We start from the raw sequence: 25,714 nt of genomic DNA on the forward strand, positions 1-25,714 counted from the left end.
CTCGAACAGCACTATCGCAAGGAGGCACGGGTGCCGCTGCTGACCCGCATCAGGGGACCGCGCGATCTGGACCGGCTCAGCCTGGAGGAGTTGGACCAGCTGGCGGAGGAGATCCGGACCTTCCTCGTGGAGGCGGTGTCGAAGACCGGCGGTCACCTCGGCCCGAACCTCGGCGTGGTCGAGCTCACCATCGCGATGCACCGCGTCTTCGACTCGCCCCGCGACAAGGTCCTCTGGGACACGGGACACCAGTCCTACGTCCACAAGCTCCTCACCGGTCGTCAGGACTTCTCCCGGCTGAAGATGAAGGGCGGCCTGTCCGGCTACCCCTCGCAGGCCGAGTCCGAGCACGACGTCATCGAGAACAGCCACGCCTCCACGGTGCTCGGCTGGGCCGACGGCCTCGCCAAGGCCAACCAGGTGCTCAAACGCGACGACCACGTGGTCGCGGTCATCGGCGACGGCGCGCTCACCGGCGGTATGGCCTGGGAGGCGCTCAACAACATCGCCGACGCCAAGGACCGCCCGCTGGTCATCGTCGTCAACGACAACGAGCGCTCGTACGCGCCCACCATCGGCGGCCTCGCCAACCACCTGGCCACCCTGCGGACCACCGACGGCTACGAGCGGTTCCTGGCCCGCGGCAAGGACCTGCTGGAGCGCACGCCCGTCGTCGGCCGCCCCCTCTACGAGACGCTGCACGGCGCCAAGAAGGGGCTGAAGGACTTCATCGCCCCGCAGGGCATGTTCGAGGACCTGGGCCTGAAGTACGTCGGCCCGATCGACGGGCACGACATCGAGGCCCTGGAGTCCGCGCTCGCCCGCGCCAAGCGCTTCGGCGGGCCGGTCATCGTGCACTGCCTCACCGAGAAGGGCCGCGGCTACCAGCCCGCCCTCCAGGACGAGGCGGACCGCTTCCACGCCGTCGGCAAGATCCACCCGGACACGGGTCTGCCGATCGCCTCCTCCGGCGCCGACTGGACCTCCGTCTTCGGCGAGGAGATGGTGAAGCTCGGCAAGGAGCGCGAGGACATCGTCGCCATCACGGCGGCCATGCTCCAGCCGGTCGGCCTCGACAAGTTCGCCAAGGCCTTCCCCGAGCGCGTGTACGACGTCGGCATCGCCGAGCAGCACGGCGCGGTGTCCGCGGCGGGCCTCGCGACGGGCGGCCTGCACCCCGTCTTCGCCGTCTACGCCACCTTCCTCAACCGTGCCTTCGACCAGGTCCTGATGGACGTCGCCCTCCACCGGTGCGGGGTGACCTTCGTCCTGGACCGGGCCGGCGTCACCGGCACCGACGGGGCCTCGCACAACGGCATGTGGGACATGTCGATCCTCCAGGTCGTGCCGGGGCTCAGGCTCGCCGCGCCGCGCGACGCCGATCAGGTCCGCGCCCAGCTGCGCGAGGCCGTCGAGGTCACGGACGCGCCGACCGTGGTGCGCTTCTCCAAGGGCGCCGTCGGCCCCGCCGTACCGGCCCTGCGCCGTGTCGGCGGCATGGACGTGCTGCGCGAGCCGGGCACCGACACCCCGGACGTGCTGCTCGTCTCCGTCGGCGCCCTCGCGCCGATGTGCCTGGAGATCGCCGGACTGCTCGACAAGCAGGGGATCACCACGACCGTCGTCGACCCGCGCTGGGTCAAGCCGGTCGACGAGCACATGGCTCCCCTCGCGGACAAGCACCGCGTGGTCGTCACCGTCGAGGACAACTCCCGCGTCGGCGGCGTCGGCTCGGCCGTCGCCCAGGCGCTGCGCGACGCCGGCGTGGACATCCCGCTGCGCGACTTCGGCATCCCGCCGCGCTTCCTCGACCACGCCACCCGCGCCGAGGTCCTGGCCGAGATCGGGCTCACCGCGCCCGACATCGCCCGCCAGGTCACCGGCCTGGTCTCCAAGATCGACGGGCGGTTCGGCGACACCACGGCGGAGGTGGAACCCGTCCGCGACTGATCGGTCCGGTTGGGCCGTCCGGGCCGGTCCCACCATTCTTTACGGTGGTGAGACCGGCCCGTTCGCGTGAAACCCCTCGCGCCGGGGCATGTGCACCACGCCCCCTCTCGATCATGTCGAGGACGACAAGCGTGGGAGGTACGCCTGTGAGCAGCACACTCTTCCGGACGAAGAAGGTCGAGCAGTCCATCCTCGATACCGAGGAGCCAGAACACGCGCTCAGGAAATCCTTGTCCGCGCTGGATCTGACGGTCTTCGGCGTCGGTGTCATCATCGGCACCGGCATCTTCGTCCTCACCGGCACGGTGGCCAAGAACAACGCCGGTCCCGCCGTGGCCCTCGCCTTCGTCGTGGCCGGCGTCGTCTGCGCGCTCGCCGCCCTGTGCTACGCGGAGTTCGCCTCCACGGTCCCGGTCGCGGGATCCGCGTACACCTTCAGTTACGCCTCACTCGGGGAACTGCCCGCCTGGATCATCGGCTGGGACCTGGTCCTGGAGTTCGCGCTGGGGACGGCGGTGGTGGCCGTCGGCTGGTCCGGCTACATCCACTCGCTGCTGGCCAACGCCGGCTGGGAACTGCCGGCGGCCCTCGGCACGAGAGACGGGGCCGACGGCTTCGGCTTCGACATCCTCGCCGCCGCGCTCGTCCTGATCCTCACCGCCATCCTCGTGATCGGCACCAAGCTTTCCGCGCGGGTCACCTCCGTCGTCGTCGCCATCAAGGTGACGGTCGTCCTCACCGTGATCATCGCGGGCGCCTTCTTCGTCAAGGGCGACAACTACGACCCGTTCGTCCCGAAGGCGCAGGCGGTCGAAGCGGGGGACGGCCTCCAGTCGCCGCTCATCCAGCTGATGTTCGGCTGGGCGCCCTCCAACTTCGGTGTGATGGGCATCTTCACGGCCGCCTCCGTGGTCTTCTTCGCGTTCATCGGCTTCGACGTCGTCGCCACGGCCGCAGAGGAGACGAGGAACCCGCAGCGGGACATGCCCCGGGGCATCATCGGCTCGCTCGTCATCTGCACCGCGCTGTACGTGGCGGTGTCGATCGTCGTCACCGGTATGCAGCACTACACGAAGCTGTCGGTGACCGCGCCGCTCGCCGACGCCTTCAAGGCGACCGGGCATCCGTGGTTCGCGGGCTTCATCAGCTTCGGCGCCGCCGTCGGCCTGACGACCGTGTGCATGATCCTGCTGCTCGGCCAGACCCGGGTGTTCTTCGCGATGAGCCGAGACGGGCTGCTGCCGCGCTTCTTCTCCCGCGTCCACCCCCGGTTCAAGACCCCGCACCGGCCGACCATCCTGCTCGGTGTGGTCATCGCGGTCCTCGCGGGCTTCACCCCGCTGAGCGAGCTGGCCGAGCTGGTCAACATCGGCACGCTGTTCGCCTTCGTGGTCGTCGCCATCGGCGTGGTCATCCTGCGCCGGACCCGCCCCGACCTGCCCCGGTCGTTCCGCACCCCCTGGGTGCCGGTCATCCCGATCCTGTCGGTGTGCGCGTCGCTGTGGCTGATGCTCAACCTGCCCACGGAGACCTGGCTCCGCTTCGCCGGCTGGATGCTCCTCGGCTTCCTCGTCTACTTCGTCTACGGCCGCTCGCACAGCCGGCTCGGACGCCACGAGGAGACCCTGACGGGTGACCCGGGCGGGCCTCCGGGACGCGGCGACGCCTCGTAGCCGGTCCGCGCCAGGGCATGTGCCCTCCGGCCCCGTACGCCCCCTTTTCGCGGGGCGCACGGGGCCGGACCGTGTTCAGGATTCCCCGCGCACCGCCCTGGGCCCGGTCACCTCGGCACCCAACTCGCCGACCCGGCGCCGCAGTTCGCGGTCGGCGGTGACGACGAGGCAGGCGCGGTCGCGGGCCTCCTCGGCGACCAGTTCCACGATGCGGTCGTCGCCGCTGCGCGGGGCCGCCTCGACCCGTACGCCGGGGACCGGGTCCACACCTCGGGCCGCGCCCTCGACTACCATCACCAGCTCGACGGGCTCCTGCCGGCCGGGGACCCCGTCCCGGGCGAGGCGGTCGCGCAGGCGTTCCGCCGCGCCGCGCCGGTCGCGCCACCAGCCGTCGGGCACGGAGCCGATGACGTTGGCGGCGTCGACGATCACGAGCAGCGGGGCGTCCATGCGGACAGGGTCGCACGCCGGTCGACCCCACCGGGTGTGGGCGCCGACGGCAGCGTCCACGTCCTCGCGCGCAACGCGGGCGGCGGTGTCATGCTGCTCCGGGAGCCGGCCGGGGGCAGGTGGAGCCCGTGGACGGACCTCAAGGGCAGCGGGGTCCGGGGCCCGGTGACCGTGGTCGCCCACTCCTCCGGGCGCATCGAGGCGATGGCCGCCGGCCGGGACGGGTGGCGACTTCGGCCAGGAGCCCGCCCTCCCCCTCGCGGGGGTCCGCGGCGGCGCGGTGGGCCTGGAGACCGCGCCCGGCCGGGCCACGTACTACTGGACCGACCCGACGACCCGGAACACTGCTGGCGCACCGCGACGCCGAGGGCCGGGTGCTGCTCGCGGCGTGCGGTACCGAGAACGACCGGGCCGGGATGGAGTGGGCGCCGACGGGCGAACGCTGTCTGGGGGCACCGGCGTTGGCACGGGACGCGCACGGACGGGTGGTGCTCGGGGTGATCGGGGCGGACTGCACGCTGCGGACGTCCCGGCTGGGGACACCGGACTTCAGGTTCGCCGAGGACGCATGACAGGAGGGTCTCCGCCCTGCGGCGCAGACCCTCCTGTCGGTCCGTACGGCCCTCAGGGCCGAGACCGTGTCATGCCGGTGCGATGGTCACGCGGGGACCGAGGCGACCCCGGCCTCCAGGAACTTCTTTCCGTTGACCCGCTCGCTGACGCCCTCGCGGTCCAGGTACGGCGTGATGCCGCCCAGGTGGAAGGGCCAGCCGGCGCCGGTGATCAGGCAGAGGTCGATGTCCTGCGCCTCGGCGACGACACCCTCGTCGAGCATGAGCCCGATCTCCTGGGCGACGGCGTCGAGCACGCGGGCCCGCACCTGCTCCTCGGACAGGACGACGTCGCCCTGCTTCAGGAGCGCGGCGACCTCGGGGTCCAGCTCCGGCTTGCCGGAGTCGTAGACGTAGAAGCCGCGCTTGCCGGCCTTGACGACGGCGGCGAGGTTCGGGGAGACCGTGAAGCGGTCCGGGAAGGCGCGGTTGAGGGTCTCGGAGACGTGCAGACCGATGGCCGGGCCGACCAGCTCCAGGAGCACCAGCGGCGACATCGGCAGACCCAGCGGCTCGACCGCCTTCTCGGCGACCTCGACCGGCGTGCCCTCGTCGATGACGTTCTGGATCTCGCCCATGAAGCGGGTCAGGATGCGGTTCACGACGAACGCCGGGGCGTCCTTCACCAGGACCGCGGTCTTCTTCAGCTTCTTGGCGACGGCGAACGCCGTGGCGAGGGAGGCGTCGTCCGTGGTCTCGCCCCGGACGATCTCCAGCAGCGGCAGGATCGCGACCGGGTTGAAGAAGTGGAAGCCGACGACCCGCTCGGGGTTCTTCAGCTTCGACGCCATCTCGGTGACCGACAGCGAGGAGGTGTTGGTGGCGAGGATCGCGTGCGCCGGGGCGACCGCCTCGACCTCCGCGAACACCTGCTGCTTGACGCCGATCTCCTCGAACACGGCCTCGATGATGAAGTCCGCGTCCGCGAAGCCCTCGGCCTTGTCCAGGACACCGGTGACCAGCGCCTTGAGGCGGTTGGCCTTGTCCTGGTTGATCCGGCCCTTGAGCAGCAGCTTGTCGATCTCGGCGTGGACGTAGCCCACACCCTTGTCGACGCGCTCCTGGTCGATGTCGGTCAGGACGACCGGCACCTCCAGGCGGCGCAGGAACAGCAGCGCGAGCTGGGAGGCCATCAGACCGGCGCCGACGACACCGACCTTGGTGACCGGGCGGGCCAGGTTCTTGTCCGGGGCGCCGGCGGGGCGCTTGCCGCGCTTCTGCACCAGGTTGAAGGCGTAGATGCCGGAGCGCAGCTCGCCACCCATGATCAGGTCGGCGAGGGCCACGTCCTCGGCGTCGAAGCCCTGCTGGAGGTCGCCGTTCTTCGCGGCGGCGATGATGTCCAGCGCGCGGTACGCGGCCGGGGCCGCCCCGTGCACCTTGGAGTCCGCGATGAACCGGCCCTTGGCGACGGCCTGGTCCCAGGCCTCGCCGCGGTCGATCACCGGGCGGTCGACGACGATCTCGCCCTTGAGGACGGACGCCGTCCAGAGCAGCGACTGCTCCAGGAAGTCGGCGCCCTCGAAGATGGCGTCGGCGATGCCGAGGTCGTAGACCTGCTCGCCCTTGAGCTGCTTGTTCTGGTTGAGGCTGTTCTCGATGATCACCGAGACGGCCTTGTCGGCACCGATCAGGTTCGGCAGGATCGTGCAGCCGCCCCAGCCCGGGACCAGACCCAGGAACACCTCGGGGAGCGAGAACGCCGGGAGGGCGGCGGAGACGGTCCGGTAGGCGCAGTGCAGACCGACCTCGACGCCACCGCCCATCGCGGCACCGTTGTAGTACGCGAAGGTCGGGACGGCGAGCGCCGACAGCCGCTTGAAGACCTCGTGGCCGCCCTTGCCGATGGCGAGCGCGTGCTCGTGCTCCTTCAGCAGCTCGACACCCTTGAGGTCGGCGCCGACGGCGAAGATGAACGGCTTGCCGGTGACACCGACACCGACGATCTCGCCGGCCGAGGCCTCCTTCTCGACCTGGTCGATGGCGGTGTTCAGGTTCGCCAGCGACGCCGGGCCGAAGGTGGTCGGCTTGGTGTGGTCGAAGCCGTTGTCCAGCGTGATGAGCGCGAAGCGCCCGGCGCCGAACGGCAGGTCGAGGTGGCGTACGTGCGCGGAGGTCACGACCTCGTCGGGGAACAGCTCCGCCGCGCCCTTGAGAAGCTCGGTGGTGGTGGTCACTTGTCGCCTCCGGCGTCCTTGTGGTGCGGGTTCTCCCAGATGACCGTGGCGCCCATGCCGAAGCCGACGCACATCGTGGTCAGGCCGTAGCGGACCTCCGGCTGCTCCTCGAACTGGCGGGCGAGCTGCGTCATGAGACGCACACCCGACGAGGCCAGCGGGTGACCGAAGGCGATGGCGCCGCCGTACTGGTTGACGCGCGCGTCGTCGTCGGCGATGCCGTAGTGCTCCAGGAAGGCCAGCACCTGGACGGCGAAGGCCTCGTTGATCTCGAACAGACCGATGTCGTCGATGGACAGACCCGCCTGGGCGAGCGCCTTCTCCGTCGCCGGGATCGGGCCGTAACCCATGACCTCCGGCTCGACACCCACGAAGGAGTACGAGACGAGGCGCATCTTGACGGGGAGGTTGTTCTCGCGGGCGAAGTCCTCGGAGGCGATGAGCGAGGCCGTCGCGCCGTCGTTCAGGCCGGCCGCGTTACCGGCGGTGACCCGGCCGTGCACGCGGAACGGGGTCTTGAGGCCCGTCAGGTTCTCGAGGGTGGTCCCCGGCCGCATCGGCTCGTCGGCGGTGACCAGGCCCCAGCCGGTCTCGCCGGCCTCGGCGTTGGTGCGGCGGACCGAGATCGGTACCAGGTCGGCCTGGATCTTGCCGTTGGCGTACGCCTTGGCGGCCTTCTCCTGGGAGCGCACGGCGTACTCGTCGGCGCGCTGCTTGGTGATCGTCGGGTAGCGGTCGTGCAGGTTCTCGGCGGTCATGCCCATGAACAGGGCGGACTCGTCGACCAGCTTCTCGCTGACGAAGCGCGGGTTGGGGTCCACGCCCTCACCCATGGGGTGGCGGCCCATGTGCTCGACACCGCCGGCGATGGCGACGTCGTAGGCGCCGAAGGCGACGGAACCGGCGACCGAGGTGACGGCGGTCAGGGCGCCGGCGCACATGCGGTCGATGGAGTAGCCGGGCACCGACTGCGGCAGACCGGCGAGGATGCCCGCCGTGCGGCCGATGGTCAGGCCCTGGTCACCGATCTGGGTGGTCGCGGCGATGGCGACCTCGTCGATCTTCGCGGGCTCCAGACCGGGGTTGCGGCGCAGCAGCTCCCGGATCGCCTTCACGACGAGGTCGTCGGCGCGGGTCTCGTGGTAGATGCCCTTCGGGCCCGCCTTGCCGAACGGGGTGCGGACGCCGTCGACGAAGACGACTTCCTTGACGGTACGAGGCACGATGGCTCTCCTCCAGAGGTGCGGGACGGCACTGCTGCGATGCGCAACCGCTGAGCGGGCGCTCAGCCCCATGCTACTTGCGGGTAACTGTGCTGCACACCCCTGGACGGGGGAGCGGCGAAGGTCACACGGGTTTCGCGAGTTACCGCCGGTTACGCATTCCTACCTTAGGGGCGCGGGGAACCGTGCGACCAGCCACGACGCACCCGTTGTCCCCTACGACACCCGAGGGGCGGTCGCGGTGGACCCCCGGGGAACCAGTACGGGCGTGGCCACCGGATGCGACACCCCGACCTCCTCGTCCCCGTCGATCACCCCGAACAACGTCCGCGCCACATCCGCCCCGAACCCGTGCACGTCATGACTCATCGCGGAGAGTGTCGGCCGCGTCAGCCGGCAGAGCTGCGAATCGTCCCAGGCCAGCAGGGACAGCTCCGCCGGCACCCGCACCCCCATCTCGGCGGCCACGGACAATCCCGCCACCGCCATGATGTCGTTGTCGTAGACGATCGCCGTGGGCCGATCGTCCCCCGCCCCGGACAGCAACGCCCGCGTCGCCCGCGCCCCGGCCTCCCCCGAGAAGTCGGTCGCCACCTGCCAGACCCGGACCGGCGTCAGCGACCCGGCCGCCTTCGCGAACGCCGCCGTACGCAGGGCCGAATGGCCCAGCGACCCCGCGCCCCCCACCCGCGCGATCCGCCGGTGCCCCAGCGCCGCCAGATACCGCACCGCCTCCGTCACGGCGGTCGTGTCGTCCGTCCACACGGAGGTCAGTCCGCCGGTCAGTGAGGGATGCCCGACGGCCACCACCGGCATCCCCAGCCGCTGCGCCGCGGCCACTCTCGGATCGTCCCCGCGGAAGTCGACGAGGATCGACCCGCTGACCTGCCGCCCCCGCCACCACGCGTCCTGGAGCCCCACCTCCTCCTCCAGGTTCCGCACCAGCCGCAGCAGCAGCGAGCAGGACCGTTCGGTCAGCACGCCCTCCACCCCGGAGATGAACTCCATGTAGAACGGTTCGAGCCCGAGCAGCTTCGCGGGCCGGCAGACCGCGAGACCCACCACGTCGACCCGGCGGTTCGACAGCGACCGCGCCGCCAGGTTCGGCGCCCACCCCAGCTCCCGTGCCGCCGCGAAGATCCGGTCCCGGGTGGCGTCGGCCAGCCCCGGCTTCCGGTTGAACGCGAGCGACACCGCTCCCTTGGACACCCCGGCGAGCGCGGCGACGTCCTTGATGGTCACACGGGAGGTCGTCATCGGCTGGGCTCCAGGCAGTACAGGGCTGATCGGGCGGCTTCCGCACCGGGAGTCTTCCAGCCGCTGACACCGATGGTCACCTGTTCCCCGGGGAGCAGGGTGACCAGCCCCCGGTCCGCCCGCGCCTCGGGGTCCAGCCGGTCGGCCTGCAGCAGCAGGTCCCGTACGAGGGTGCGGGCCGTCACCGTGACCGAGTCCGGCGTGACGCCGACGTCGAACTCCGGCCGGGGGTAGGGGATCTCGCGGTCGGGGCTCGGGAAGAGCAGGGCCCGCAGCCCGTCGGCGTCCGCGACGAGGAACTCCTTCGGCCCGCCCGGCTCCAGCTCCTCCGGTACGCCGACACGGGCCACCGTCCGCCCCGCCGCGGCGAACCCGACCCGGGCCTCCCCGATCACGGCCCCGTCGACCGACATCCGCCGCAGCCGCGCGGAGCCCGTCCACGGCCCGGCCGCCTGGTTGACCACGGCCAGCACTCGTGGCGACAGCGTCAGCAACCGGTCCGCGTACAGCCGCCGCAGTTCGTGGTAGAGCGGCTTCTCCCGGCCGTCCCCGTCGATCGCCGCCCAGGAGGTCACCGGCCAGCAGTCGTTGAGCTGCCACACGATCGTGCCCGCGCACACCGGCCAGTGCGACCGCCAGTGCTCGATCCCGGCGGCGACCGCCCGCGCCTGGTTGACCTGCGTCAGATAGTGCCAGCGGTCGAAGTCCCCCTCGGGCAGGGCGAAATGACGCGCGAGCCCCCGCTCCAGCTTCCCGTTGCCGTCCTCGGCCTTCTGGTGGTGCAGCATGCCGGGGGAGTCGGGCGCAGGCTCCTCGCCCGGCAGCGCCCGCCGCAGCGTCGCGTACGCGGGGGGCGCCTGCCAGCCGAACTCGGCCACGAAACGGGGCACGTTCACCCGGTACCGCGCGTAGTCCTCCCGGTTCCACACCTCCCAGGAGTGGTGCGTGCCGTGCGCGGGGTCGTTCGGATGCCGCTCCCAGGACCCCGACCACGGGGAGCCCGCCGTGTACGGCCGTGCCGGGTCCAGTTCGGCCACCACGCGCGGCAGTACGCCCAGGTAGTACCCCTCGCCCCACGACTCCCCGGCGAGCCGCTCCTCCCAGCCCCAGTCCCGGAACCCCCACAGGTTCTCGTTGTTGCCGTTCCACAGGACCAGCGAGGGATGCGGCATCAGCCGGACGACGTTCTCCCGCGCCTCGGCCTCCACCTCGCCCCGCAGCGGCTGTTCCTCCGGGTAGGCCGCGCACGCGAACGGGAAGTCCTGCCAGACCAGCAGGCCCAGCTCGTCGCAGACGTCGTAGAAGTCCTCGCTCTCGTAGATCCCGCCGCCCCAGATCCGTACGAGGTCGACCCCGGCCCCGGCCGCCCGCACGAGCCGCGCGCGGTACCGCTCGGGCGTGATCCGGGAGGGGAACACGTCGTCCGGGATCCAGTTGACCCCGCGCGCGAACAGCCGCTCACCGTTGACCACGAGGGTGAACCCGGTGCCGTGCTCATCGGCGCCCTGGTCCAGCCCGACGGTCCGGAACCCGATCCGCCGCCGCCACACGTCCAGCGCGTCGCCCTCGGCGTACAGCGCCAACTCGACCTCGTACAAGGGCTGTTCGCCGTAACCGCGGGGCCACCACAGCTCCACGCCCGGCACCTCCAGGCGTACGGCCCCGCTCGTCCCCTCGACCTCCGCGACCGCGGTGACACCCCCCACCCGCGCCTCCAGCCGCAGCCCCGCCTCCCCTGCCGCCCGCTCCACGTCGACGAGCAGCTCCGCGTGCCCGGTCGTGCCGTCGACGCTCACCAGCGGCCGTACCCGCGCGATCCGGGCCGTCGACCACCTCTCCAGCCGGACGGGCCGCCAGATCCCGGCGGTCACGAGCGTCGGACCCCAGTCCCAGCCGAAGGAGCAGGCCATCTTCCTGATGTACTGGAAGGGTTCCAGATAGGCGTTCGGCCGGTGGCCGAGCCGCTCGCGCACCGCCTCCGCCTCGGCGTACGCCGAGGCGAAGCGCACCGAGAGCAGGCCGCTCAGACCGGTGATGTCGAAGCGGTACGAGCGGTGCATGTTCCGCACGGAACCGAGGACCCGGCCGTCGAGCCGGATCTCGGCGGCGGTGTCGAGCCCGTCGAAGACCAGGTCGGTCCGGTCGTGCCCGCCGTCCGCGCCGACGCCGGGCAGCTCGACCTCGTACGTCCACTCCCGGCGCCCCACCCACGCCACCTCGGTCTCGTTGCGCCCGAGAAAGGGGTCCGGGATCAGCCCCGCCGCCAGCAGATCGGTGTGCACGCACCCGGGCACCTCGGCCGGGAGGGCATCTCCCTCATGGCGCAGGATCCAGCCCTCGACGAGCGGTGTGGCGTCCAGCATGCGCACTCCTAAACCGGTCCAGTCAATTCCCCGACACTATCGCGAAACTATTTCGAAATCCTTGGCGCAATAGGGACTTTACCGGTTCAGTAACTGCCTGCCAGAGTGCCGAACCAGCCATCCCACTCGTGCTCGTCCGTCCCAGAACGGAGCTGGTGCACATGAACCACCGGAAGACGCTCACCGGAACACTGCTGGCGGCCGCGCTCCTCGCGTCGGGCTGCACAGGCGGCGGGGGAAGCTCGAAGGGCGCCGACGCCGAGGCGGCGGACGACCCGACGCGGGTGTCCGGATCCATCACGGTCCTCACCCACCGGACGGACATCGTGCAGGACGGCACGATGAAGAAGTACGCCGACGCCTTCAACAAGACCTACCCGAAGGTGAAGGTGAGGTTCGACGCGATCACCGACTACGAGGCCGAAGTCAAGATCCGTATGAACACGGACAACTACGGCGACGTGCTCATGATCCCGGCCGTCATCAAGAAGAACGACTACCCCAGGTTCTTCGCCTCGCTGGGCACCCAGAAGGAGCTCGGCAAGAAGTACCGCTTCACCGACTTCACCACCGTCGACGGCAAGGTCTACGGGCAGAGCCCGATGGGCGCGGCCCCCGGCTTCCTCTACAACAAGCGGATCTGGGCCGAGGCCGGCGTCACCGACTGGCCCACCACCCCGGCGGAGTTCCTCACCGCGCTGAAGGCCATCAAGTCCAAGACCGACGCCGTGCCGTACTACACCAACTTCGCCGCCCAGTGGCCGCTGAGCCAGTGGACCGCCGTGAACGGCTCGGTGAGCTGCGACACCGGGGCCACCACCAGGCTCGCCGAGGGCAACCCGTGGGGCGAGGACGGCGAACTGCGCGTGGCCGACAAGCTGTTGTACGACATCGTGCACCAGAAGCTGATTGAGAAGGACCCGACGACCACCAACTGGGAGAACTCCAAGCCGCAGTTGGCGAAGGGCGAGATCGCGACGGCCTGGCTCGGCAGCTGGGCGGTCATCCAGTTCCGGCAGGCCGCCGAGAAGGCCGGCGCCGACCCGGACGACATCGGGTTCATGCCGTTCCCCGCCCGCGTCGACGGCAAGGCCTGCGCGACCGTCAACCCCGACTACAACCAAGCGGTCAGCATCCACTCCGAGCACAAGGCGGCGGCCCGCGCCTGGGTCGACTGGTTCACCGACAAGTCGGGCTACGCGCAGGACAACCTCTCGATCTCCACGCTCAAGGACGCCCCCCTGCCCGAGGTCCTGCGGCCGTACGAGGAGCAGGGCGTCGAGCTGATCGAACTCGACGACGCCGAGGGCGGGACGGTCAAGGAGATCGACAACGCCTCCGAGGTGGGCATCAACGCGCCCGCCTACCGACAGGACCTCGTCGACATCGCCCGGGGCGCCAAGGACGGCGACGTCGACGACTTCCTCGACGGCCTCGGCGAGCGCTGGACCGAGGCACAGAAGACCGCGGGGTCCTGATGCCCCCCGCGCGTACGACGGACTCCTCGCACGCGGTGAAGAAGGTGGCGCGGCCCTCCACGGCCGCGCCCCGGCCCCCTGCGCCGCGGCGCGCCCCCCGCGAGGTGCGCCTGTGGCGCGGGCTCACGCCCTGGCTCTTCCTGGCCGCCCCGCTGGCCCTGCTGATCACCTTCACCTACGCGCCGGTCGCCAACATGCTGGCGTACAGCTTCACCGACTGGGACGGCGTCAGCCCCGAACTGCACTACACCGGGGTCGACAACTACGTCGAGATCTTCACCCGCCCCGAGCTGTTCCAGGTGTTCTTCGTCAGCGGCTACTACCTCGTCGCGTCGGCCGTGCAGATCGTGCTCGCCCTCTACTTCGCGACGGTCCTCAGCTTCAACCTCCGCTTCCGGAACCTCTTCAAGGGCATCCTGTTCTTCCCGTACCTCATCAACGGGGTCGCGATCGGGTTCGTCTTCCTCTACTTCTTCCAGGACGGCGGCACCCTCGACTCGGTCCTGGCACTCTTCGGCCACGAGTCCGACCGCGCCTGGCTCGGCACGCGGACGTCCGCGAACATCTCTCTCGCGAGCGTCTCCGTCTGGCGCTACATGGGCCTGAACTTCGTGCTCTTCCTCGGCGCGATCCAGTCGATCCCGGGGGAGCTGTACGAGGCCGCCGAACTCGACGGCGCGAGCCGCTGGCACCAGTTCCGCTACATCATCGCGCCCGGCATCCGCCCCGTCCTGAGCCTGAGCGTGATCCTCTCGATCTCCGGCTCCCTGGCGGTCTTCGAGATCCCGTACATCATGACGGGCGGCGCCACCGGCACCGAGACCTTCGTGATCCAGACGGTGAAGCTGGCGTTCCAGTTCAACAAGACGGGCCTCGCGTCCGCCGCCGCGGTCGTCCTGCTGCTGATCATCCTGGCGGTGACGTGGCTGCAACGCCGACTGGTCCCCGACGACAGGGTGGACCTCGTATGACGACTCTGACGACCCCGACCCCGGTCACCCGCAGGCGGGTCGCCCGCACCCTCACCTATCTGTCCCTGGTCGGCGCGTCGGTCGTGGTCCTGCTGCCGCTTGTGGTGGTCCTGCTGACCTCGCTCAAGACCGAGCGGCAGATGGCGGACGACAGCGGCGCGCTCACCCTGCCCGACAGCTTCCTGAACCTCGGCAACTACGCGACGGCCTTCCGCGACGGCGAGATGCTCGCCGCCTTCGGCAACACGGCCCTCATCCTCGTCCTCGCCGTCACCGGCACGGTCGTCATCGGCTCGATGGCGGCCTACGCGATCGACCGCTTCACCTTCCGCTTCCGGAAGCCGGTCGTCGCCCTGTTCCTCGTCGCCACCCTCGTCCCCGGTGTCACCACCCAGGTCGCGACCTTCCAGATCGTCGACAGCTTCGGCATGTTCGACACCCTCTGGGCCCCGATCGCCCTCTACATGGGCACCGACATCGTCTCGATCTACATCTTCCTGCAGTTCGTGCGGTCGATCCCGATCTCGCTGGACGAGGCCGCCCGGCTGGACGGCGCCAACGCCTTCACGATCTACCGGAAGGTCATCTTCCCGCTCCTGAAGCCCGCGATCGCCACGGTCGTCATCGTCAAGGGGATCACCGTCTACAACGACTTCTACATCCCCTTCCTGTACATGCCCTCCGACGACCTGGGCGTGATCTCCACGTCCCTCTTCCGCTTCAAGGGCCCCTTCGGCGCCCACTGGGAGACGATCTCGGCAGGAGCGGTCCTGGTGATCCTGCCGACCCTGATCGCCTTCCTGCTGCTGCAGAGGTTCATCTACAACGGCTTCATGAGGGGCGCGACGAAGTAGGAGGGCCGCTCTCCGGGCGGCGCCTAGGCCTCTTTCGCCTTCGCCACCGCGGACATCGCCCCCACCAGCACCGGCGTCACCAGCTCCACCTGCCAGGCCCGCGCTCCGTACCCCGCGAGCGCCGCGCTCACCGCCTCCGCGTCCAGCGACCTCGGCGGCTCCCAGCAGAGCCGCCGGACGGTGTCCGGGGTGATGAGGTTCTCCTGCGGCATGTTGAGCTGCTCGGCGAGCGCGGACACCCCGGCCCGCGCGGCGGACAGCCGTGCCGCCGCCGCGGGATCCTTGTCGGCCCAGGCCTTCGGCGGGGGCGGCCCGGTCACGGGCTGCCCGTGCGCCGGCAACGCCGAGTCCGGCAGCGCCCGGGCCCGGTCGACCGCCGCCTGCCACTGCTCCAGCTGACGCCGCCCCATCCGGTGCCCGAACCCGTTCAGCGCGGCCAGCGCCTGCGCGTTCACCGGCAGGGCCAGGGACGCCTCGACGATCGCCGCGTCGCTCAGCACCTTGCCCGGTGACACGTCCCGCCGCTGCGCGATCCGGTCCCGGGCCTCCCACATCTCCCGCACGACCGCCATCTGCCGCCGGCGCCGTACCTTGTGCATCCCGGACGTACGCCGCCACGGGTCCTTGCGGGGCTCCGCCGGCGGCGCGGAGGCGATCGCGTCGAACTCCTGGCGGGCCCACTCCAGCTTCCCCTGCCGGTCCAGCTCCTTCTCCAGGGCGTCCCGCAGGTCCACGAGGAGTTCCACGTCGAGCGCGGCGTACCGCAGCCAGGGCTCGGGCAGCGGGCGGGTCGACCAGTCGACCGCGGAGTGGCCCTTCTCCAGGACGTAGCCGAGCACGCCCTCGACCATCGCGCCGAGGCCGACCCGGGGGAACCCGGCGAGCCGCCCGGCCAGCTCGGTGTCGAAGATCCGGGTGGGGACCATGTCTATCTCGCGCAGACAGGGCAGGTCCTGGGTGGCCGCGTGGAGGACCCACTCCACGCCGGAGAGCGCCTCGCCGAGGCCGGAGAGGTCGGGGCAGGCGACGGGGTCGATGAGCGCGGTGCCCGCGCCCTCGCGGCGCAGCTGCACCAGGTAGGCGCGCTGACCGTAGCGGTAACCGGACGCGCGTTCGGCGTCCACGGCGACGGGACCGGAGCCGGCGGTGAAGGCCGCGATCACCGCGGCGAGCGAGGACTCGTCGGCGATGACGGCGGGAATGCCGTCCCGGGGCTCCAGCAAAGGGATCGGCGCCCCCGCTTCAGAAGATCCGCCGTCGTCCGGAGGGGCGCCTCCGGTGGTTCGCAGGGTCTCGTCTGCTGCGGTCTCTTGGGCGTCGGTCACCTGTCAAGGGTATCTGTGTATGGACAAGGCCCGCCGACGGAACGTTCCGCCGACGGGCCGAGCAGGGGCGTAAACCAGTCACGTATCACACGTGTCAGTGAATGTTTCCGGCAAATCGGGAGAGGCCGGACACCGGGCAACGATTGCGGTCCTTTCTGGCCGGGGTGTCCTCGGTGTCAGTGGATGATCCCGGTGCGCAGGGCCACCGCCACCATTCCGGCGCGGTCGCCGGTGCCGAGCTTGCGTGCGATTCGGGCCAAGTGGCTCTTGACCGTGAGCGCGGACAGGCCCATGGAGACGCCGATCGCCTTGTTCGACTGTCCCTCCGCGACCAGGCGCAGTACCTCGACCTCGCGGCCCGACAGCTCCCGGTAGCCGCCCGGGTGGCTCGGGGCTCCCGGGGGGCGGCGGTGCATACGGGCGGCGGAGCCGATGGGGGCGGCACCCGGGCGGGTGGGCAGTCCGATGTTGGTGCGGGTGCCGGTGACGACGTATCCCTTCACACCGCCCGCGAGGGCGTTGCGTACGGCGCCGATGTCGTCGGCCGCGGAGAGGGCGAGGCCGTTGGGCCACCCCGCCGCGCGGGTCTCGGAGAGGAGGGTGAGGCCGGAACCGTCCGGCAGGTGAACGTCCGCGACACAGATGTCACGGGGGTTGCCGATGCGGGGACGGGCCTCGGCGATGGACGAGGCCTCGATGACATCGCGGACCCCGAGGGCCCACAGGTGCCGGGTGACGGTGGACCGAACCCGTGGATCGGCCACCACCACCATCGCGGTCGGCTTGTTCGGACGGTAGGCGACCAGGCTTGCGGGCTGCTCGAGGAGAACGGACACCAGGCCTCCTGGGTGCGGGGCGGGGGGCTGGTCCGCCGGGCTCGTGGGGTCGAAGCCAGGACGAACCGTACTTTCAAGGTCACAGAGGTCTTCGGCACCAAACCTCTGCTCCTTTAGAGAATGATCACGATTTAGTGAGTAACAATCCGTGCAATTCGGACACGTCTTCGATCATTCGAAGACCGAACGGTGTCGCTTCACGTCGATACAAGGCCGAAAGTGGCCGTATCGACAAAGTGATGGTTTTGATCGGCGTGGCGACACGCACGGAAAAGGACCGTGCGCCCATGGCGCACGGTCCTAGGTTCCGCGAAGGGTCCGGGGACTCTCAGCGGGTCTGCGGCCCCCGCCGCTGCGGCAGCGTCACCACCGCCGCGTCCCCGGGGTCGACCGCCGGAGGCAGTCCCGCGATCTGGGCGAGCAGATCGCACCAGGAGGCGAGATGCGCGGCGGTGTCGGGCACGCCGCCCAGCACCTCGCGTGGGGTCCAGGACGCCCGGATCTCGATCTGCGACGCGGCCGGCCGCGTGGCCAGCCCGCCGAAGTAGTGCGAACTCGCCCGCGTCACCGTCCCGCTCGGCTCGCCGTACGACAGGCCCCGGGACTGCAGTGCGCCGGTCAGCCACGACCAGCAGACCTCCGGCAGCAGGGGATCCGCCGCCATCTCGGGCTCCAGCTCCGCCCGGACCAGCGTCACCAGCCGGAAGGTGCCCTGCCAGGCGTCGTGCCCGGCGGGGTCGTGCAGCAGCACCAGGCGCCCGTCGGCCAGGTCCTCGTCCCCCTCGACGACGGCGGCCTCCAGGGCGTACGCGTACGGGGCGAGCCGCTGGGGCGGTTTGGTCGACTCGATCTCGATCTCCGGCCGCAGCCGTGTGACCCGCAGCGCTTCGACGGCGGAGCGGAACGGCTCCGGTGCCGTCTGACTCCCATCGCGCTCCCCCTCCTTCGCGTCGTCCATCCCGCCAGCGCCGTCCGACAGTCGTCCCTGAGCCGCAGCCATGCCGGAACATTAAGGGGAACCGGGCTCCGGCGCAGGGCAAGACACCCGTGCGCTGGGTCACTGTCGGATCGCGCTCAGCGAACGCAGGCCGCCCCGCGGGCCGGGAGCGGTGGCCGCGCGAGCGGGGGTCCCGGCCGGTGTCCCGGTTGTCCACAGCCCCGGCCGTCGGCGTCGGGGAGGCGTGCGAGACTTTGCCTCGTGAGTGCCAATGCCGGCCCCTCGGGCCACCAGCCGACCGCCACGTACGACTCAGCCTTCCTGAAGGCGTGCAGGCGTGAGCCCGTCCCGCACACACCGGTGTGGTTCATGCGGCAGGCGGGGCGCTCGCTCCCCGAGTACCTGAAGGTGCGCGAGGGCATCGGGATGCTGGACTCGTGCATGCGGCCGGAGCTGGTCACCGAGATCACCCTCCAGCCGGTCCGCCGGCATCACGTGGACGCGGCGATCTACTTCAGCGACATCGTCGTCCCCCTCAAGGCCATCGGCATCGACCTCGACATCAAGCCCGGCGTCGGCCCGGTCGTCGAGAAGCCGATCCGTACCCGCGCCGACCTCGCCCAGCTCCGCGACCTCACCCCCGAGGACGTCTCCTACGTCACCGAGGCCATCCGGCTCCTCACCGCCGAGCTGGGCGAGACCCCCCTCATCGGCTTCGCCGGCGCCCCCTTCACTCTCGCCAGCTATCTCGTCGAGGGCGGCCCGTCGCGCACCTACGAGAACGCCAAGGCGATGATGTACGGCGAGCCCGAGCTGTGGGCCGACCTGCTCGACCGCCTCGCCGGGATCACGTCCGCGTTCCTCCGGGTCCAGATCGAGGCGGGCGCCTCGGCCGTGCAGCTGTTCGACTCCTGGGCCGGCGCCCTCGCCCCGGCGGACTACCGCCGCTCGGTGCTCCCCGCCTCCGCGAAGGTCTTCGAGGCCGTCGCCGGGTACGGCGTCCCGCGCATCCACTTCGGCGTCGGCACCGGTGAGCTGCTGGGCCTCATGGGGGAGGCCGGCGCGGACGTCGTCGGCGTCGACTGGCGCGTCCCGCTCGACGAGGCCGCCCGCCGTGTCGGCCCCGGCAAGGCGCTCCAGGGGAACCTGGACCCGACCGTCCTGTTCGCCGGCACGGAGGCCGTCGAGGCCAAGACCCGCGAGGTCCTCGACGCCGCCGCCGGCCTGGAGGGCCACGTCTTCAACCTCGGCCACGGCGTCATGCCCAGCACGGACCCGGACGCCCTGACCCGCCTCGTGGACCACGTCCACACGCGGACGGCGAAGTAGTACCCCGGCTCACCAGCCCGGCCGCGCCCGCCTGCCGAACAGCAGGCCGCGCGGCTCGGGCGGGGGCGGGGTGCCGGGGCGCAGCGGCCAGGCCAGCAGCATGCCGGCGACGAAGCCGACGAGATGGGCCGCGTACGCCACCGTGCCGATGTCGGAGACGCCCTCGCCGGACGAGTAGAACGCCTGGAGCACGAACCAGAAGCCCAGCACCAGCCAGGCGGGCAGTCTCAGGGGCAGGAAGACCAGGAACGGGACGAGGACCCACACCCTGGCCTTCGGATAGAGCACGAGATAGGCGCCGAGCACACCGGCGATCGCCCCGGAGGCGCCGATCAGCGGGTCCGCCGAGTCGGGGTGCGAAAGTGCGTACCCGTAGGTGGCCGCGTATCCGCAGGCCGCGTAGAAGAGCGCGAAGCGTACGGGGCCCAGCCGGTCCTCGATGTTGTTGCCGAAGATCATCAGGAACAGCATGTTGCCCAGCAGGTGCAGCCAGCCGGAGTGCAGGAACAGCGCGGACAGGACGGACAGCGCGGGCGACTTGTCGTAGCCCGGCGGGCCGAGCGCGCAGCCGCCGGACGGGGCGAGTTCGCCGGTGGGCACCAGGTGTGGCAGCTGATGCCGGATCAACTCCTGCGGTATCGCCGCGTACTGCTCCAGGAACGCCTGGGTGTGGCACAGCCGGGCCGGTTCGCCGTCGCCCGGCATGGAACCGGCCAGCGCCGGCATGAAGACGAAGACGAAGACGTTCGCGGCGATCAGCGCGTAGGTCACGTAGGGCGTGCGGCTCACGGGGTTCACGTCGTGCACGGGGATGACCACACCGGACTTGTGCCCGGGATGGGGGGCCGGAATCAGCGCGACCCGCGGCGGCGCGGGCCTCGCGCCCGGTGCCGGTGAACGTGCGGGGCGGGCGGTGCGTATGACTCCTCAACCGCGGATCTACGTGAGGAACAGGCGATGAACGACCGAGTTACCCCGGCGATGCACGCCACCCCCGATGGTGAGGCCGAGATCTCGCTGGTGGTGCGGCTGCCCTGGGAAGACGTCGCGGCGCTCGGCCAGGAGGCCGGGCGGCTGGCGGCGCGGATGCAGCGGCCGGTGACCCTGGACGAGGCGGTCAGTCATCGACTGCGCTCGGCACGGCCGGCGGCCGCGCACGCGAAGCCGGCCACGGCACAGGCCACCGCGCCCGCCGCGGTGACGTCCTCCGCCTCCGTGTCCTCCCTGCCGGCCCGGCCGCCGGCGGAGCAGGCCCGGCAGGCCATCGACCGGATCACCGGCACGTCGGCGGTGTGACGGGGCTCCCCGCGCCCCCTGCGGGACAGGGGGCGCGGCCCCCGTCGTGGGGCCCCTGACCGCCTCAGGCGCTCGACCTCACCGCCGTCACGGCCTTTCTCGCCGCCACCAGGATCGGATCCCACACCGGCGAGAAGGGCGGGGCGTAGCCGAGGTCCAGGGCGGTCATCTGCTCCACCGTCATCCCTGCCGTGAGGGCCACCGCCGCGACGTCGACGCGCTTTCCCGCGCCCTCCCGACCGACGATCTGGACGCCGAGGAGCCGCCCGGTGCGGCGTTCGGCGAGCATCTTCACCGTCATCGGGGCGGCACCGGGGTAGTACCCGGCGCGGCTGGTGGACTCGATGGTGACGGCCACGTACCGCAGGCCGGCCCGGTCGGCGTCCTTCTCGCGGAGGCCGGTGCGGGCGATCTCCAGGTCGCAGACCTTGCTGACGGCGGTGCCGACCACGCCGGGGAATGTGGCGTAGCCGCCGCCGGCGTTGGCGCCGATGACCTGGCCGTGCTTGTTGGCGTGGGTGCCGAGCGGGATGTGGCGCAGGCTGCCGGAGACCAGGTCGAGGACCTCGACGCAGTCGCCCCCGGCCCAGATGTTCTCGTGCCCGCGGACCCGCATGGCCAGGTCGGTCAGCAGACCGCCGTGAGCGCCCAGCGGCAGGCCCGCCGCCTTCGCCAGCTCCGTCTCCGGGCGGACACCGATGCCGAGGACCACCACGTCCGCCGGGTACTCGGCGTCCTTGGTGGCGACCGCGCGGACCCGGCCGTCGGCGCCGGTGCGCAGGGCGGTGACCTCGGCGTCGTCGACCATCGTGATGCCCAGGCCCGTCATGGCCTTGTGCACCAGCCGGCCCATGTCCGGGTCGAGGGTGGACATGGGCTCCCTGCCCCGGTTGACGACCGTGACCTCGTACCCCCGGTTGATGAGGGCCTCGGCCATCTCCACGCCGATGTAGCCCGCGCCCACGACCACGGCCCGGCGGCCCTCGGTGGCGGACAGGGTGTCCAGGAGGGCCTGGCCGTCGTCCAGGGTCTGCACGCCGTGCACTCCCGGGGCGTCGACACCGGGCAGGTCGGGGCGGATCGGCCGGGCGCCGGTCGCGATGACGAGCTTGTCGTACGAGGTCCAGGTCTCGGTGCCCGCGTCCAGGTCCCGCGCGCGCACGCGGGCGCCCTCGACATCGATCTCCACGACCTCCGTGCGCATCCGCAGATCGATGTCGCGGGCCCGGTGCTCCTCGGGCGAGCGGGCGATGAGCCGGTCCCGTTCGGGGACGTCGCCGCCGACCCAGTAGGGGATGCCGCACGCCGAGAACGAGGTGAAATGGCCCCGCTCGAACGCCACGATCTCCAGTTCCCCGGGCCCTCGCAGCCGACGGGCCTGCGACGCGGCGGACATACCCGCCGCGTCGCCCCCGACGACCACCAGGCGTTCCCGTGAACGTTCCTCAGTACGGCTCATGTTCATGGGAACACGCTACGGGGGCCCGGCATTTCGGCATCGCGCGGTCGTCAGTCCTGCCCCTGTCCCTCCCGCCGGCCCGGCTTCTGCCCCGGCTCCTCCTCCGGGTCCGGCGCCGCGGCCGGGAGCGAGCCGGCGGTGCCCGCCGCGGCCGCCGCCGGAGCGGGCCGGGGGCGGGTGAAGCGGAGCCACAGGAACACCAGGACGGCGGTGGCCACCGCGAAGGGGAGGATCGCGGCGAGGGCCATGGCCAGCCAGCGGAACACGGCGACGAACGCGTTCCAGCCGCCCGCGAGCGCGTCCAGGAAGCCGGGCTCGTCGTCGGCCTTCTCGGCCTTCTTCACCGCGGTCTCGGACAGGGACAGCGTGATGGTGGCGAGGCTCGTGCGGTCCTTCAGGGACTTCTGCCGGCCCAGCAGGGACTCCAGGTCGGCCTGGCGGCTGCTCAGCTCGCCCTCCAGGGTCACCACGTCGCTGAGCTTGCCCGCGCGGTCCATCAGCTCACGGATCCGGGCGACGCTCGCCCGCTGCGTCCTGATCCGGCTCTCCACGTCGACGACCTGGTCGGTGACGTCCTCGGCCTTCGTCTTCCGCTCGATCAGCTTGCCGGTGCCCTCCAGTTCGCCGAGGACCTGCTCGTACTTCCCGGACGGCACGCGCAGGACGACCCGGGTGCGTTCACGGTCCTTGCCGTCACGGGTCGTGGACTCGCTGCCCACGAACCCGCCCGCGGTCTCCACGGCGGTACGGGCCTCGTCCAGGGCCTTCGGCACGTCCTTGACCCGTACGGTCAGGGTGGCGGTGCGGATGATGTGGCTGGGCGCGATCTCGACCGGCGCGTCCGTGTCACCCGCGCCGCTCCGGCCGCTGTCGGCGCTTTCGCTGTTCAGGGCGCCGTCCTGCTCGGCGGACCTGTCCATCTTGCTGTCGGCGGCCGAATCGCTGGTCGCGCCGGCGCCGTCGCGGCCGTCGGAGCAGCCCGCGAGCGCCAGAGCGGCCGCGAGGAACAGCGCGGCCAGGGCCCCCGCGGGCCGCCGGGAACGTCGTACGTGTGTGTGGGCCATTGCGGCGTACCCCCCGAGGGTCGTGGCAGGCGTGTTCGCCCGCCCTGCTGACGACTCTTCGACGCCGGAGGGGCCCGGAACGTTGGGGGGCATCGGTCCCGAAGCGGTCACGGTCGGGACTCGGCGGGGCCACAGCGGCGCACGGACCCGGCACAGGACCCGCCGCAGGACCGGCGCCATGACTGTCAGTGACATCTGAGAGGGTGGAGCCATGAGCGGATCACGTACGGACGTCGGGCGCGACGCCGGGCATGTCGTCGTCATCGGGGCCGGGATCGCGGGGCTCGCCGCCGCGCACGGGCTGCTGGAGCGGGGTGCGAGAGTGACCGTCCTGGAGGCCACGGACAGAGTCGGCGGCAAGCTGCTCCCCGGTGAGATCGCGGGCGCGCGCGTCGACCTCGGCGCCGAGTCGATCCTGGCCCGCCGCCCCGAGGCCGTCGCCCTCGCGCGTGAGGTCGGTCTCGCCGACCGCCTCCAGCCGCCGGCCACCGCCTCGGCCAACCTCTGGACCCGGGGCGCCCTGCGGCCGATGCCCAAGGGACACGTCATGGGCGTCCCCGGCATCGCGTCCGCACTCTCCGGAGTCCTGTCCGACGAGGGCCTCGCCCGGATCGAGCGCGACGCCGACCTGCCCCGCACCGAGGTCGGCGACGACGTGGCGGTCGGGGAGTACGTGGCCGCCCGCCTCGGCCGCGAGGTCGTCGACCGCCTGGTGGAACCCCTGCTCGGCGGTGTCTACGCGGGCGACGCGTACCGCATCTCGATGCGCTCGGCCGTCCCGCAGCTCTTTCGGGCGGCCCTGACCCACACCTCCCTCACCGAGGCCGTCCGGGACATCCAGGAGCGCGCCGCCGCCATCGGGCAGAGCGGACCGGTGTTCATGGGCATCGAGGGCGGGATCGGGCAACTGCCGCTCGCCGTCGCCGAGTCGGTGCGGGCGCGGGGCGCCGACATCCGCACCCGGACGCCCGTGGCGGAGCTGCGCCGGGAGGCCTCCGGCGGCTGGCGCGTCGTCACCGGCGGTCCGGGCGGCGGCGGTGAGGAGCGCGTGCTGCGCGCCGACGCGGTCGTCGTGGCGGTCCCCGCCCCGGTCGCCGCCGGGCTGCTCCGCGCCGAGGCCCCCGAGGCCGCCGCCGAACTGTCGGGCGTGGAGTACGCCTCGATGGCCCTGGTCACCCTCGCCTACCGCCGGGCCGGCCTCACCCTCCCCGAGGGCAGCGGCTTCCTGGTGCCGCCGGTCGACGGCCGCACGATCAAGGCGTCGACGTTCTCCTCCCACAAGTGGGGCTGGATCGCCGACGAGAACCCGGACCTGCTGATCCTGCGCACCTCGGTCGGCCGGTACGGCGAGACGGCGATCCTGGACCACGACGACGCCCACCTCGTGGACGTGTCGAGGACCGACCTGCGCGAGGCCACCGGCCTGACCGCCACCCCCGTCGCGACCCGCGTCACCCGCTGGGACGACGGCCTGCCCCAGTACCCGGTCGGCCACCACGCGCGCGTGGCCCGCGTCCGCGAGCACCTCGGCAAGCTGCCCGGCCTCGCGGTCTGCGGCGCGGCGTACGACGGCGTCGGCATCCCGGCCTGCGTCGCGAGCGCCTCCGCCGCCGTGGACCAGATCCACGGCGACCTGCGCGCGGTGCGGGACCTCACCGCCGACCCGGTGCAGAGCCTGCACGGCGGAGCGGGAGAATAGGGCCATGAGCGACGTCGCCCCCTCCACCGAGCCCGGCCGGATCCCCAACAAGGGCAAGCTGGCCAAGGACCTCAACGAGGTCATCCGCTACACCCTTTGGTCCGTCTTCCAGCTGAAGGACGTGCTGCCGGAGGACCGCACCGGTTACGCCGACGAGGTCCAGGACCTGTTCGACCAGCTCGCCGCGAAGGACGTGACCGTCCGCGGCACGTACGACGTGTCGGGCCTGCGCGCCGACGCCGACCTCATGATCTGGTGGCACGCCGAGACCAGCGACCAGCTCCAGGAGGCGTACAATCTCTTCCGCCGCACCCGGCTGGGCCGCGCGCTCACCCCGGTGTGGTCGAACATGGCGCTGCACCGCCCCGCCGAGTTCAACCGCTCGCACATCCCGGCGTTCCTCGCCGACGAGACGCCCCGCGACTACGTCAGCGTCTACCCCTTCGTGCGCTCCTACGACTGGTACCTGCTGCCCGACGAGGACCGCCGCCGCATGCTCGCCGACCACGGCAAGATGGCCCGCGGCTACCCGGACGTCCGCGCCAACACGGTCGCGTCGTTCTCGCTGGGCGACTACGAGTGGATGCTCGCCTTCGAGGCCGACGAGCTGTACCGCATCGTCGACCTCATGCGTCATCTGCGTGCCTCGGAGGCCCGGATGCACGTCCGCGAGGAGGTCCCGTTCTACACGGGCCGCAGGAAGTCGGTGGCCGAGCTGGTGGCGGGCCTGGCGTAGGTCCCGCGAGGAGCGCGGGGCCGTCG

General features: G+C 71.4%; 21 protein-coding genes. 10 read left to right on the forward strand and 11 right to left on the reverse strand.

The window, feature by feature from the left end; translation table 11 throughout:
* The first annotated feature begins 30 nt into the window (after positions 1–30).
* Both dxs and STRBO_RS0110715 read left to right on the forward strand, forming a co-directional pair.
* Positions 31–1,950, forward strand: a complete 1,920-nt coding sequence (dxs, locus tag STRBO_RS0110710) for a 1-deoxy-D-xylulose-5-phosphate synthase (RefSeq protein ID WP_005481858.1) — start codon at positions 31–33, stop codon at positions 1,948–1,950.
* A gap of 146 nt (positions 1,951–2,096) precedes the next feature.
* Positions 2,097–3,623 (forward strand): amino acid permease, encoded by a 1,527-nt coding sequence (locus STRBO_RS0110715; protein WP_005481859.1) that lies wholly within the window; start codon positions 2,097–2,099, stop codon positions 3,621–3,623.
* 75 nt (positions 3,624–3,698) lie between these two features.
* Here the strand turns inward: STRBO_RS0110715 and STRBO_RS0110720 are convergent, their stop codons facing one another.
* Positions 3,699–4,073: a hypothetical protein gene (locus STRBO_RS0110720; RefSeq protein ID WP_020114179.1), complete on the reverse strand. Its 375-nt coding sequence runs from the start codon at positions 4,071–4,073 to the stop codon at positions 3,699–3,701.
* A 374-nt stretch (positions 4,074–4,447) separates the two neighbouring features.
* Between STRBO_RS0110720 and STRBO_RS0110725 the strand changes: the two genes are divergently transcribed.
* Complete coding sequence (locus STRBO_RS0110725) at positions 4,448–4,645, forward strand: hypothetical protein (RefSeq protein ID WP_005481862.1); 198 nt, start codon at positions 4,448–4,450, stop codon at positions 4,643–4,645.
* Between the two features lie 86 nt (positions 4,646–4,731).
* On the opposite strand, the gene STRBO_RS0110730 is transcribed toward STRBO_RS0110725, so the two are convergent.
* The 4 genes from STRBO_RS0110730 to STRBO_RS0110745 form a co-directional block, all read right to left on the reverse strand.
* Complete coding sequence (locus STRBO_RS0110730; RefSeq protein WP_005481864.1) at positions 4,732–6,861, reverse strand: 3-hydroxyacyl-CoA dehydrogenase NAD-binding domain-containing protein; 2,130 nt, start codon at positions 6,859–6,861, stop codon at positions 4,732–4,734.
* The gene (locus STRBO_RS0110735) at positions 6,858–8,084 is read right to left on the reverse strand and encodes a thiolase family protein (protein ID WP_005481866.1); all 1,227 of its coding nucleotides are present in this window, start codon (positions 8,082–8,084) and stop codon (positions 6,858–6,860) included. The genes STRBO_RS0110730 and STRBO_RS0110735 overlap by 4 nt, the downstream gene beginning before the upstream one ends.
* A 216-nt stretch (positions 8,085–8,300) precedes the next feature.
* Complete coding sequence (locus STRBO_RS0110740) at positions 8,301–9,341, reverse strand: LacI family DNA-binding transcriptional regulator (RefSeq protein ID WP_005481868.1); 1,041 nt, start codon at positions 9,339–9,341, stop codon at positions 8,301–8,303.
* Complete coding sequence (locus tag STRBO_RS0110745; protein ID WP_005481870.1) at positions 9,338–11,704, reverse strand: glycoside hydrolase family 2 protein; 2,367 nt, start codon at positions 11,702–11,704, stop codon at positions 9,338–9,340. The genes STRBO_RS0110740 and STRBO_RS0110745 overlap by 4 nt, the downstream gene beginning before the upstream one ends.
* Positions 11,705–11,865: 161 nt before the next feature.
* On the opposite strand from STRBO_RS0110745, the gene STRBO_RS0110750 reads away from it, so the two are divergent.
* Genes STRBO_RS0110750 through STRBO_RS0110760 form a run of 3 tightly spaced genes read left to right on the forward strand, consistent with a single transcriptional unit; the run spans position 11,866 to position 15,007 of the window.
* Positions 11,866–13,182: an ABC transporter substrate-binding protein gene (locus tag STRBO_RS0110750; RefSeq protein ID WP_020114180.1), complete on the forward strand. Its 1,317-nt coding sequence runs from the start codon at positions 11,866–11,868 to the stop codon at positions 13,180–13,182.
* Entirely contained in the window at positions 13,182–14,153 is a 972-nt protein-coding gene (locus STRBO_RS0110755; protein WP_005481873.1) for a carbohydrate ABC transporter permease, read from the forward strand. Before STRBO_RS0110750 ends, STRBO_RS0110755 begins: the two co-directional genes overlap by 1 nt.
* Positions 14,150–15,007, forward strand: coding sequence for a carbohydrate ABC transporter permease (locus STRBO_RS0110760; RefSeq protein WP_005481875.1), 858 nt, complete (start codon positions 14,150–14,152; stop codon positions 15,005–15,007). Before STRBO_RS0110755 ends, STRBO_RS0110760 begins: the two co-directional genes overlap by 4 nt.
* A 23-nt stretch (positions 15,008–15,030) precedes the next feature.
* On the opposite strand, the gene STRBO_RS0110765 is transcribed toward STRBO_RS0110760, so the two are convergent.
* The 3 genes from STRBO_RS0110765 to STRBO_RS0110775 form a co-directional block, all read right to left on the reverse strand.
* Positions 15,031–16,332 carry a ribonuclease D gene (locus STRBO_RS0110765; RefSeq protein WP_209442939.1) on the reverse strand — a complete coding sequence of 434 codons (1,302 nt, stop codon included), beginning with the start codon at positions 16,330–16,332 and terminating at the stop codon, positions 15,031–15,033.
* Positions 16,333–16,508: 176 nt separating this feature from the next.
* Positions 16,509–17,168, reverse strand: a complete 660-nt coding sequence (locus STRBO_RS0110770) for a helix-turn-helix transcriptional regulator (protein WP_005481878.1) — start codon at positions 17,166–17,168, stop codon at positions 16,509–16,511.
* Between the two features lie 328 nt (positions 17,169–17,496).
* Entirely contained in the window at positions 17,497–18,126 is a 630-nt protein-coding gene (locus STRBO_RS0110775) for a DUF3000 domain-containing protein (protein WP_005481880.1), read from the reverse strand.
* Between the two features lie 240 nt (positions 18,127–18,366).
* On the opposite strand from STRBO_RS0110775, the gene hemE reads away from it, so the two are divergent.
* Entirely contained in the window at positions 18,367–19,434 is a 1,068-nt protein-coding gene (gene hemE, locus STRBO_RS0110780; RefSeq protein ID WP_020114181.1) for a uroporphyrinogen decarboxylase, read from the forward strand.
* Between the two features lie 9 nt (positions 19,435–19,443).
* Here hemE and STRBO_RS0110785 read toward each other — a convergent pair whose 3' ends face one another.
* Positions 19,444–20,253, reverse strand: coding sequence for a rhomboid family intramembrane serine protease (locus STRBO_RS0110785; protein ID WP_005481882.1), 810 nt, complete (start codon positions 20,251–20,253; stop codon positions 19,444–19,446).
* 138 nt (positions 20,254–20,391) lie between these two features.
* Between STRBO_RS0110785 and STRBO_RS0110790 the strand changes: the two genes are divergently transcribed.
* The gene (locus STRBO_RS0110790) at positions 20,392–20,730 is read left to right on the forward strand and encodes a hypothetical protein (RefSeq protein WP_028796580.1); all 339 of its coding nucleotides are present in this window, start codon (positions 20,392–20,394) and stop codon (positions 20,728–20,730) included.
* A gap of 64 nt (positions 20,731–20,794) precedes the next feature.
* Here the strand turns inward: STRBO_RS0110790 and STRBO_RS0110795 are convergent, their stop codons facing one another.
* Entirely contained in the window at positions 20,795–22,195 is a 1,401-nt protein-coding gene (locus STRBO_RS0110795; protein WP_005481885.1) for an FAD-dependent oxidoreductase, read from the reverse strand.
* Between the two features lie 44 nt (positions 22,196–22,239).
* Positions 22,240–23,253, reverse strand: coding sequence for a DUF4349 domain-containing protein (locus STRBO_RS0110800; RefSeq protein WP_005481887.1), 1,014 nt, complete (start codon positions 23,251–23,253; stop codon positions 22,240–22,242).
* Between the two features lie 211 nt (positions 23,254–23,464).
* On the opposite strand from STRBO_RS0110800, the gene hemG reads away from it, so the two are divergent.
* Both hemG and hemQ read left to right on the forward strand, forming a co-directional pair.
* Positions 23,465–24,952, forward strand: a complete 1,488-nt coding sequence (hemG, locus tag STRBO_RS0110805; RefSeq protein ID WP_005481888.1) for a protoporphyrinogen oxidase — start codon at positions 23,465–23,467, stop codon at positions 24,950–24,952.
* Positions 24,953–24,956: 4 nt separating this feature from the next.
* Positions 24,957–25,688, forward strand: a complete 732-nt coding sequence (gene hemQ, locus STRBO_RS0110810) for a hydrogen peroxide-dependent heme synthase (protein ID WP_005481890.1) — start codon at positions 24,957–24,959, stop codon at positions 25,686–25,688.
* Positions 25,689–25,714: the final 26 nt, after the last annotated feature.

This window comes from Streptomyces bottropensis ATCC 25435 (genome assembly GCF_000383595.1).
Lineage (GTDB): Bacteria > Actinomycetota > Actinomycetes > Streptomycetales > Streptomycetaceae > Streptomyces > Streptomyces bottropensis.